This window comes from uncultured Senegalimassilia sp., from assembly GCF_934632265.1.
Taxonomy (GTDB): domain Bacteria; phylum Actinomycetota; class Coriobacteriia; order Coriobacteriales; family Eggerthellaceae; genus Senegalimassilia.
Genome location: NZ_CAKTYH010000076.1, coordinates 1 through 9767, shown reverse-complemented (window position 1 = coordinate 9767; position 9767 = coordinate 1). Strand labels below are relative to the sequence as shown.

At 65.8% G+C, this 9767-nt stretch carries 8 protein-coding genes; 4 read left to right on the top strand and 4 right to left on the bottom strand.

Annotation, left to right across the window (positions count from 1 at the left end; all coding sequences use genetic code 11):
• Positions 1-332: 332 nt before the first annotated feature.
• Positions 333-1415 (bottom strand): 3-phosphoserine/phosphohydroxythreonine transaminase, encoded by a 1083-nt coding sequence (gene serC / locus Q0H50_RS06520; RefSeq protein ID WP_294420696.1) that lies wholly within the window; start codon positions 1413-1415, stop codon positions 333-335.
• Between the two features lie 408 nt (positions 1416-1823).
• Between serC and nadA the strand changes: the two genes are divergently transcribed.
• Genes nadA through Q0H50_RS06500 form a run of 4 tightly spaced genes read left to right on the top strand, consistent with a single transcriptional unit; the run spans position 1824 to position 5982 of the window.
• Entirely contained in the window at positions 1824-2822 is a 999-nt protein-coding gene (nadA, locus tag Q0H50_RS06515; protein ID WP_294420694.1) for a quinolinate synthase NadA, read from the top strand.
• A 9-nt stretch (positions 2823-2831) separates the two neighbouring features.
• Positions 2832-4433 (top strand): FAD-dependent oxidoreductase, encoded by a 1602-nt coding sequence (locus tag Q0H50_RS06510; RefSeq protein WP_294420693.1) that lies wholly within the window; start codon positions 2832-2834, stop codon positions 4431-4433.
• On the top strand, positions 4430-5359 hold the full coding sequence (nadC, locus tag Q0H50_RS06505; RefSeq protein ID WP_294420690.1) for a carboxylating nicotinate-nucleotide diphosphorylase: 930 nt from the start codon (positions 4430-4432) through the stop codon (positions 5357-5359). The genes Q0H50_RS06510 and nadC overlap by 4 nt, the downstream gene beginning before the upstream one ends.
• 2 nt (positions 5360-5361) lie before the next feature.
• Entirely contained in the window at positions 5362-5982 is a 621-nt protein-coding gene (locus tag Q0H50_RS06500) for a transcription repressor NadR (protein ID WP_294420687.1), read from the top strand.
• A gap of 137 nt (positions 5983-6119) precedes the next feature.
• Here the strand turns inward: Q0H50_RS06500 and Q0H50_RS06495 are convergent, their stop codons facing one another.
• From Q0H50_RS06495 to Q0H50_RS06485, 3 genes are all read right to left on the bottom strand, one after another.
• The gene (locus Q0H50_RS06495) at positions 6120-7103 is read right to left on the bottom strand and encodes an FHA domain-containing protein (protein ID WP_294420684.1); all 984 of its coding nucleotides are present in this window, start codon (positions 7101-7103) and stop codon (positions 6120-6122) included.
• Positions 7104-7108: 5 nt separating this feature from the next.
• Positions 7109-9040 (bottom strand): hypothetical protein, encoded by a 1932-nt coding sequence (locus Q0H50_RS06490; protein WP_294420682.1) that lies wholly within the window; start codon positions 9038-9040, stop codon positions 7109-7111.
• Positions 9037-9767: hypothetical protein (locus Q0H50_RS06485; RefSeq protein WP_294420679.1), on the bottom strand; the 731-nt coding region annotated here is incomplete at its 5' end. The genes Q0H50_RS06490 and Q0H50_RS06485, both read right to left, overlap by 4 nt.

The following is a 9767-nucleotide window of genomic DNA, read 5'->3' as shown; positions in this document are numbered from 1 at the left end:
ACCCCTAAATTTGACATGGTTCCGGAGTTCTGGACGGTTTTTTCGGAGGTTTTTCGAACAAACGGCCGAAAAACCATCCAGAACTCCGAGGAAGGTGTCATTTTCGAGCGCCATTAGCTGCAAAACCGCCCAGAAGTCGGCCTCGGCGTTTCGGCAACCCCAGCAACACGCCACCAACGCGCAACCCTGCAACTCGCACACAAGCGCAACGCGCGCAACACGCGTTCACCGGGCGAACGCAAAACGGGCGGACGACCTTGGTGGCCGTCCGCCCGCTGGAAAGCGACATCGCACGTCAAGCGCCGAGCGGCGGGCGCTCGCCTATCGCGAACTTACGCGTTCTCGCGCTCGAACTTGTCCATGAACTGGACCAGCGCCTCGACGCCGGCCTTGGGCATGGCGTTGTAGATGCTGGCGCGCATGCCCCCGACGCTGCGGTGGCCCTTGATGTTCTCGATGCCCGCGGCCTTGGCCTCGGCGATGAACTTCGCGTCCAGCTCGGGGTTGCCCGTGACGAACGGCACGTTCATGAGCGAGCGGAACTCCTTCTTCGCCGTGCCGCTGAACAGCTTGGACTGATCCAGGTAGTCGTAGAGAATGGCGGCTTTCTCCTCGTTGAGCTTCTGCATGGCCTCAAGGCCGCCCAGGCCCTTGAGCCACTGGAACACCTTGCCGCACATGTAGATGCCGTAGCACGGCGGGGTGTTGGACAGGCTGCCGGCGTCGGCCTGCGTCTTGTAGCGCATGATGGTGGGCGTGAAGGGCAGCACGTCCTCGCGGATCAGGTCGTCGCGCACGATGACGATGACCACGCCGGCCGGGCCGACGTTCTTCTGCACGCCGCCGTAGATCAGGCCGTACTTCGACACGTCCATGGGCTCGGAGAGGAACATGCTGGAAACGTCGGAGACCAGCGGGATGTCGCCGGTCTCGGGCAGCTTGGTGTAGCGGTTGCCGTAGACGGTCTCGTTCTGGCAGATGTAGACGTAATCGGCGTCGGGGCTGAACGTGAGGCCATCGACGTCGGGCACGTAGGTGAAGTTCTCGTCCTCGGAGCTGGCGATGCAGCGGGCGTCGCCGTAGAGCTTTGCCTCTTTGAAGGCCTTCTTCGACCAGTTGCCCGACACGATGTAGTCGGCAACCTTGTTCTGCATGAGGTTCATGGGAATGGCCGCGAACTGCTGCGTGGCGCCGCCCTGCAGGAACAGCACGCGGTAGTTGTCAGGGATGTTCATGAGGTCGCGGATGTCCTGCTCAGCGGTCTCGATGATGCCCTTGAACGCGGCGGAGCGATGCGACATTTCCATCACGGACATGCCGGTGCCCTGATAATCGAGCATTTCCGCGGCGGCGGAGGACAGCACCTCCTCGGGGAGCACTGCCGGACCGGCCGAGAAATTGTACACGCGAGCCATGCTGAACCTCCTTGGGTTGACGAATGGATGCAGCGCGCCCGCAACACGCGGGTTAGCGCCGAAAGCGGGGCGCAAACGCGTTCCGCACCGGTCTAGTATGGGCCTTTCGCATGTTGAACCTACCGGCGATACGGGATTTAAGGGCAAACGGCGAAGGCGCTCCGCGGGCGGCGGACGCGGGAACGGGTTCGGCATCGGGTGCGGCAGGTGGCGAAAGCCGGCGGATGGGGCGCGGGAAGGCCGGCGAATGCGCTGGGCGGAGCCGCAGCACGCAGCAGACGCGAACGCGGGTGCGGCGGCCCCTGCGGCGGATGGAGAAACGATGGGAACTTTACAGCTGTCAAGTCAGCTGTAAAGTTTTGCGGCATACTGCAGCGTCAAATAACCGCACGGAAGCATGGAGCGAACATGAGCGAGCAGGTCATCGAAAACAACGCAGGGCAAACCGGCGCAGGCGCGCAGCCGGCAAGCGCAGCCGACTCCATCGCGGCGCTCACCCAGGAAATCGCGCAGCTGAAGGAGCAGCGCGACGCCGTGATCTTGGCGCACTACTATGTGCCGCCCGAGGTGCAGGCCGCAGCAGACTACGTCGGCGACAGCTTCGCCCTGGCGAAACTGGCCGTCGACCTGCCGCAACAGACCATCGTGCTGTGCGGCGTGGAGTTCATGGGCGAATCGGCGAAGCTGCTCAATCCGGACAAAACGGTGCTTCTGCCCGAGCCCGCCGCCGACTGTCCCATGGCGCACATGATCAGCAAGCCCGACATCGACCGCGTGCGCGCCGAATACGGCGACGACCTGGCCGTGGTGTGCTACGTCAACTCCACCGCCGAGGCGAAGACCTGGTCCGATGTGTGCGTGACCTCCTCGAACGCCGTGATGATCTGCAGCAACCTGCCGCAGCGCAACATCCTGTTCATCCCCGACATGAACCTGGGCCGCTACGTGGCCAGCCAGCTGCCCGACAAGCACGTCATCCTGAACAAAGGCTACTGCCCGCGCCACATGACCATCAGCGCGGAGCAGATCATCGACCTGGAGGAAGCCCACCCCGACGCCGTGGTCATGGCGCACCCCGAGTGCCCGGCCGACGTACTTGCCGAGGCCGATTTCATCGGGTCGACGAAGGGCATGATCGAGCACGCAGCCGCGTCGGAGGCGCAGGAGTTCATCGTGTGCACCGTGGTCGGCATCATCCGCGAGCTCGAGCTGCGCACGCAGGGCACGGGCAAGCGCTTCCACTTCCCCGCCACCACGCCGCGCTGTGAGAACATGGACCTGGTCACGCTGCCGAAACTGGCCGCATGCCTGCGCAACCCCGCCCCGTACGAGGTGCACGTCGGCGAAGAGCTCGCCCCCGCGGCGCGCCTGACGCTTGAGCGCATGCTGGAGTACGCGGCGAAGTAGGCGGCGAAGATGAGCGAAGAGAACGAATTGGCTGGCGAAGTGGGTGCTGTAGCTGCGGAAACGGCGATAGCAGATGCGGCTCGCGCGCATGCTGTCGCCCCTGAGCAGGCGGCGGTAGCGAGCGTCGTTTCCGCATATGCCGATACATCTGCGGAAAAAGCGGCTTCTGCTGTAGCTTGCACGTCGAATACGAACGCATGCGACCCCGACGGTGACCGATTGCAACCGGCATACGGCGGCGCGGCAGAGGTGCGCGACATCGCTTGCGACGTGGTTATCGTCGGCTGCGGCGTGGCGGGCTTATACTGCGCGCTCAACCTTCCCTCCACGCTTTCCGTGGTGATGCTGGCGAAGACGACCGTGGACGAATGCGATTCCATGCTGGCGCAAGGCGGCATCTGCGTGCAGCACGATGACGCCGACTACGCGCCGTTTTTCGAGGACACCCTGCGCGCCGGCCATTACGAGAACCGCTGCGAGAGCGTGGACTTGATGATCCGCGCAAGCCGCAGCATCATCTCCGACCTGGTGAAACGCGGCGTGGACTTCGAGCGCGACCAGGCGGGCAACCTGCGCTACACCCGCGAAGGCGCGCACAGCCGCCCGCGCATCTGCTTCCACAGCGACATCACCGGCGACGAGATAACCTCCACGCTGCTGGCCCGCGTGCGCGAGCTGCCCAACGTCCGCATCCTCGAGCACACCTGCATGGACGATATCCTGGTTGCGAAGGACGATGGCGATTCCCTTCAGCCGCAGGCGCGCTGCTGCGGCGTCGTTGCGCACACCGCCGACGGGGCGCAGCTGCGCATCTTCGCAGGTCAGACGCTTTGGGCTTGCGGCGGCATCGGCGGCACGTACCCGCGTTCCACCAACTTCCCCAGCCTTACCGGCGACGCGTGCGCCATTGCGGCGCGCCACGGCATCGCCCTTGAGCACATGGACTACGTGCAGATCCACCCCACCTCCCTGTACTCGACGCGGCCGGGCCGGGCGTTTCTAATCTCGGAATCGTGCCGCGGCGAAGGGGCGGTGCTGCTCGACGCCGACGGGAAGCGCTTCACCGACGAGCTGCAACCGCGCGACGTGGTGAGCGCGGCCATATACCGGCAGATGGCCGCAGAAGGCTCGGATCACGTGCGCCTCTCTTTCGCCAACGTGCCGAAAGACGAGATCACGGGGCACTTCGGGAATATCTACAAGCGTTGCCTGGAGGAAGGGTTCGACATCACGCGCGAGCCCATCCCCGTCGTGCCCGCGCAGCACTACTTCATGGGCGGCGTGCGGGTGGACCGCAACAGCGCCACGGACATGCCGGGCCTCTACGCGGCCGGCGAGACCAGCTGCAACGGCGTGCACGGGAAGAACCGCCTGGCCAGCAACTCGCTGCTCGAGGCGCTCGTGTTCGCCCAGCGCGCCGCGTGGGATATGTGCCGCAGGCTGGGCGTGAAGGCGCCCGTCGCGCAAACCTACCCCGAGCAGCCCTGCGACGCCGACGCGCAGGCATACAAGCGCCTCTGCGCCGAGGCCGAGCGCAAAACCCGCCTACAAAACCCTTCCCCGTCCGATACCGATCGCACCGCAAGCTCCAAGGAGGTCGTTTGCGCATGAACCCCATCACGCTGACAACCGTGGCCGAGCCGCTTATCCGCCAGGCGCTGGCCGAGGACATCACCAACGAAGACGTGTCCACCGCCGCCATCATGCCCGACGCGCGCCCCGCCGCCGTGGACCTTATCGCGAAGGCCGACGGCGTGCTGTGCGGCATCGACGTTTTCGAGCGCACGTTCGCCATCTTGGACCCCGAAACGCGCGTCCAGCGCTTCGCCGCGGACGGAGATAGCGTTTGCGCAGGCCAGACGCTTGCAACGGTAACCGGCGACGTGCGCGTGCTGCTGTCGGGCGAGCGCGTGGCCCTAAACTACCTGCAGCGCATGAGCGGTATCGCCACCTACACGCACCGCGTGGCCGCGCTGCTCGAGGGCAGCGCCACCCAGCTGGTGGACACGCGCAAAACCACGCCGAACATGCGCGTATTCGAGAAGGAGGCCGTCAGATGCGGCGGCGGCCGCAACCACCGCTACAACCTTTCCGACGGGGTGCTGCTGAAGGACAACCACATCGCCGCCGCGGGCGGCGTGCGCGAAGCCATCGAGGCCGCCCGCGCCTACGCCCCGTTCGTGCGCGAAATCGAGGTGGAGTGCGAGACATTTGCGCAGGTCGAGGAGGCCATTGCCGCCAGAGCCGACATCATCATGCTCGATAACATGGACCATGACGCCATGGCGAAAGCCGTCGCGTTCATCAACGGGCGCGCGAAGACCGAGTGCTCCGGCAACATCGACGCGCACAACGTGCAGGTCATCGCCGACCTGGGCATCGACTTCGTGTCCAGCGGCGCACTCACCCACTCGGCGCCCATCCTGGACGTGTCCATGAAGCACCTGCGCATGCTGGATGATAATGCTGCTGGCGAAACTGCCGCCGACGACGGCAACGCGTCGGTAACCGATATAGACCGGGAAAGCGAGCACTAGCGATGACGACGAAAGCCGAGGCCAGACGCGCGTCGCTACTCGATGTGCTCAGATCAGCCGATGCGCCGGTGTGCGGCGGCCAACTTGCGAGCGCCCTCAACGTCAGCCGACAAGTCATCGTGCAGGACATCGCACTGCTGCGCGAGGCCGGCGCGAATATCGTGGCAACCACGAAAGGCTATGTGCTGGCAGATGCCGCGCAAACCACAGCGCAAAACGCATCGCAAACTATGGCTCAAACCATAGCTCAAAACAGCACGGAGCAACCCGCCGCGCACCTTGACGAGCCCGCGCGCACATTCAAGTTGCACCATGAGGTGGAGCAAACCAGGGAAGAGCTGCAGACCATCATCGAGCTTGGCGGGCACGTGCATAACGTATCCATCAGCCATCGCGCCTACGGCCGCATCACCGCTCCTTTGGAGATTGCAAACCAGGCCGATATCGAGCGCTTCATCAACGATATCGAACGCGGGAAATCCTCGCCGCTGAGCACCGCCACCTCGGGATACCACTATCACCTGGTGTCGGCGCCAAGCGACGAGGCGCTCGAAGCCATCGGCCGGGCGCTCGCCGACAAGGGCTTCCTAGCCCCGCTGCTCCCCCACGAACTGGAAGCGTAAGGAAGCAGTCGCCCGCGAGCGCGCATCCTTCGCCGTCCACATCGCGCAATTCGTTCCCTCAAAACCCAAAAGCGGGGACGATACCCGTATCGTCCCCGCTTCATCATCGACACGCCGGCTCTCCAGCCGGCGTGTTGCTATTCCCAGCTTTCCGGCATGCCTTCGATCAGCATGAACCTGGTCGATCCGGCCAAAACCAGCTCGTCGCCGGCGTGCACCTCGACGGGCTCCGCACATGCGGAAGCGCCCGCGCGCGCCGGCTCCACCACGGTCTCGGAGCCGTCTTCGCCGCTGATCAGCACGGTGCCGTTCGAGCTTCCCAGGCCCTGAACGCACCACCGGCCCGCCTCGTTGCACCAAATACGCAGGTGATGGCCCGACACATCAGGCTCCACGTCGTTGATGTCGTCGGGCCCCAAGGCCAGCGCGCCGATCTCCACGCCGTCGGAAAGCGGCTGCACCCAGTGCAAACCCCCGGAAACCAGGCCTCCCACCATGCGCAAAAGGCCTAGCGCCTGCGCCTGCTCGCGCGGGTCCGCGGACGCTGCACCGGGCTGCTCGCCCTGATCCATCACGGCGGCGGGGACGGTTTCCAACCTTCCGCCGTGCACCGTCTTCACGTAATCGAGCACGTAGGCGCACGCGCGCTTCACGTTCGCGCTGCATCCCGCCGCCACGAACAGCACCATGGCCAGCTCGGAGCGCTCCTCCACGCTATAGCCCGCGCCGCGCGCCAGGCGCTCCAGCACGTTGCGGTACAGCGCCAGGTCCTGGTGGCATTCGCGCAGCGCCTGCTCCATAAGCGCGCCGCCCTGGTCCGTAACCAGCGACAACGCCTCTTCGGCCGACAGGCCCTTCCCGTCGCGGGAACGCAGGCGTGCCGAGACGCGAAGCGCCGCCACGCCCCAGTCGCAAAAGTAGCGGTCCTGCAGCGAACCCACCGGGGCATGCACGATGAAGCGCGAGACCCACGTGCGGTCGTCGCAGCGCGACAGCGGGCTTTTGCCATCGGCAAGCGGGCGGCCGGACAACACCAGGCGCGCCAGGTCCTTATGGCTGATACCGCCATAGCGCTTCATAGTCTCGAACAGCGCGCCGCACGGCGTCAACTCCGTCGCCATCAGCCTCACGCTCCTTCGCTCATATCGTCGTCCAACACATCGCGCTTGCCGGCGAAACGGCCTTCGGCGCCCGAAGCCTCGCCTGCAAGGTCGTCAACCTCGTACTCGGGCTGCGAGTCGGTGGCGCAAACCTGCCGCATTTCACCCTTACCGACTTCGCTCTCAAGCGCCGGCGCCATTGCACTCGGAAGCGCCACGGCCTCGTCGGAATCCCCCGACGGTAACGCCTTACGACGGATCATCTGGGGCAACGCCACGTTCAACGCGAAATCGGCCACTATGATGCACCAGCCAGCCGCAGCAGCAGCCACCAACGCCATGTAAAGCAGATGCTGCTGGGCCGCTGCCTCGAAACACATGTCGGAAAGCACCTGCCATAGCGCGGCGAACGTGACCGCAAGGCCCGCCGTGCCGCGCAAAAAGCCCGCTGTGGTGCGCGAGCCGCCGAAGCGAAGCGACAGCCCCACCAGCGCGGGGAACAGCGCCGCCGCAGCCACAGCAACCCCGGGAACGCCGCCCGACCAGGCAAAACCCGCCGCATCAAGCGACGCCTGCGCCCCGTTGGCAAGCACAGCCGCCGAGACCGCAACCCCCGCCAACGCCGCCGCCGCGACGCCCTTGCACGCCATGCGCACATGAGCCAGCGTGGAATCGGCCACATCAAGCGCTGACGCGGCGAACCCGCCGGGCACGCACGGCACCAGCGGACGGCCGCAAAACGACCGCTCCACGTTGTCGGCGTAGTGGATGGAAAACGACGACAACGCATCGCGAACCGCCGCGGCGTCCGGGCGATCGGATTGCCCGCGAGCCAGGCAATCGCCCAACACGATACCCAGCTGCTCGTCCACGAAAGACAGCGCCTCCGCCGCCTCCGACACGCCCATCGGCGCGGACAGCTTATCCTGCGCATGCTGCACCGCAACCGCCACCTCGGGTTCGTGGGCAAGCGCCTCGAGCAGCTCATCGGCCCGGGCATGCGCCATCACCGCAGCTGGCGCAGGAGCGGCCATCTTCGCGCGGTACGGCGAAACGGGAGCCCCATCTTCCCCAACCGCATGCAGATCGTAAGGCGCGCACCCGCACGCCAGCTGATACACCACGCTTGCCGCGGCGTACACATCGATCGCCGGCGATTTGCGCAGCTCGGCCAGCCCCGGGATATCGTCGCTGAGCATCTCAGGCGGCGCGAAATCAGCCGTGGCGCCGCGGAACACCGCGTTCTCGCTGGTGAACGACGTGGAACGCGGCTCCGACTCGGCCGACGAGCCGAAGTCGATGAGATACAGGTCGAACACGCCCTCGTCCACCTGCTGTTCCAAGGTCAGCCGCGAGGTGCGCACCATGACGTTGCGCGGGCTGATGTCGCGGTGCACGAACCCGCCTTCCACATACCCCATACGCGCCACCAGGTCGAACAGGTCACGGCCCAGGCGCGCCGCCACCAGCGGGCTCACGCGGCCGCAGCCGTCGACGGCAAGCTGCCGGCGCGCGCGGTCCAACGTGATGCCCTCGACCCATTCCATGACGATGCACGGCACCCCGTCAACGGTGCCCCGCCCGTACAGGCGGGGAAAGCCCTTCAGCCCCGACAGCAGGATATGGCATTCGTATTCGCGCTCGAACGCGGCACGCGAGGCGCGCACGCGACGCTCGTGATCCTCCTCGGTTTCGCCATCACGGCGATGCGGAAGCGAGAGCAGCTTGAGCGCCAGGTGCTCGCCCTGCGCGTTGCGCGCGTGCTCAACACGGCCCGTGCCGCCGCGATGCCCCTGCCCCTGCGACACGAACAACGTGACGAAACGACGAACGTACGCCGGCCGATCGGCATCGGAAAGCGAAAGCGGCGCGCTGAAATCGGCCACGCGCACCAGGCGCATGCCCTGAACGGCGCCCGACGAGGCAAGCGCGCCGCCCTTATCCCCTAGCCCGCTCATAAGCTGATGCTCGCTAACGTTTCGTTCAATTGCGCTGCCCTGATGCTGTTGCCAGAGGCGTCCTGATCAGCGCGAACAGGTTCCATCCAGCGATCGACCCCTTCCGCCGGGTTATCGTATTCCAAGTTCAGACCCCATGCGTCGTAAATGACGGAGAGGTACCGGTCCAACGCGATATACGCGCGCTGAAGGTTGCTCTTCTGCTCCTGCCAACGCGAGCCCTCGGCGAACGCGTCCGAATTGCGCAGCAGCAGGAAGTCGGTGAGCGTTTGGCTGTCGATGGCCGCGCACTCGTTGTAATCGCTTTGGCGAAGAGGCCGCGACGTGCTCATGCAGTCGTTGTTGAACGCGGCCACGGCGTTGTTCAAGCGCGTAACATACGCGTTCACACGCGCCTGGTGGTCCACCAGCACGGCATACGCCGCCGCCTCCTGCTCGGCCGTGGGCGCGGCAGGTGTGGAAGCGGAACCGGAGTCGGAGCCGCCGGCGCTTTCCGAACCCGAGCCGCTCGCATCGCCCGACGCGTCGCTCGAACCGCCGGAGCTGCCGGAGCCCGAGCCGGAACCGGACGTGGAACCGCCTCCCGCAGACCCCGCGCCCGCCTGCGACGAGCCGCCCGAGGACGCAGATCCCGACGGGGAAGCAGACCCCGACGTCTCCGAGGTGCCGCCAGCGATCTGCTGCGCGCGGGCGAACGACGAATCCACCGAGGAAACCCCGGATGCCC

What these genes read in the sequence shown, in the direction of transcription:
- serC (WP_294420696.1), bottom strand. Translation starts at nt 1,415, where the DNA reads ATGGCTCGCGTGTACAATTTCTCGGCCGGTCCGGCAGTGCTCCCCGAG.
- nadA (WP_294420694.1), top strand. Translation starts at nt 1,824, where the DNA reads ATGAGCGAGCAGGTCATCGAAAACAACGCAGGGCAAACCGGCGCAGGC.
- Q0H50_RS06510 (WP_294420693.1), top strand. Translation starts at nt 2,832, where the DNA reads ATGAGCGAAGAGAACGAATTGGCTGGCGAAGTGGGTGCTGTAGCTGCG.
- nadC (WP_294420690.1), top strand. Translation starts at nt 4,430, where the DNA reads ATGAACCCCATCACGCTGACAACCGTGGCCGAGCCGCTTATCCGCCAG.
- Q0H50_RS06500 (WP_294420687.1), top strand. Translation starts at nt 5,362, where the DNA reads ATGACGACGAAAGCCGAGGCCAGACGCGCGTCGCTACTCGATGTGCTC.
- Q0H50_RS06495 (WP_294420684.1), bottom strand. Translation starts at nt 7,103, where the DNA reads ATGGCGACGGAGTTGACGCCGTGCGGCGCGCTGTTCGAGACTATGAAG.
- Q0H50_RS06490 (WP_294420682.1), bottom strand. Translation starts at nt 9,040, where the DNA reads ATGAGCGGGCTAGGGGATAAGGGCGGCGCGCTTGCCTCGTCGGGCGCC.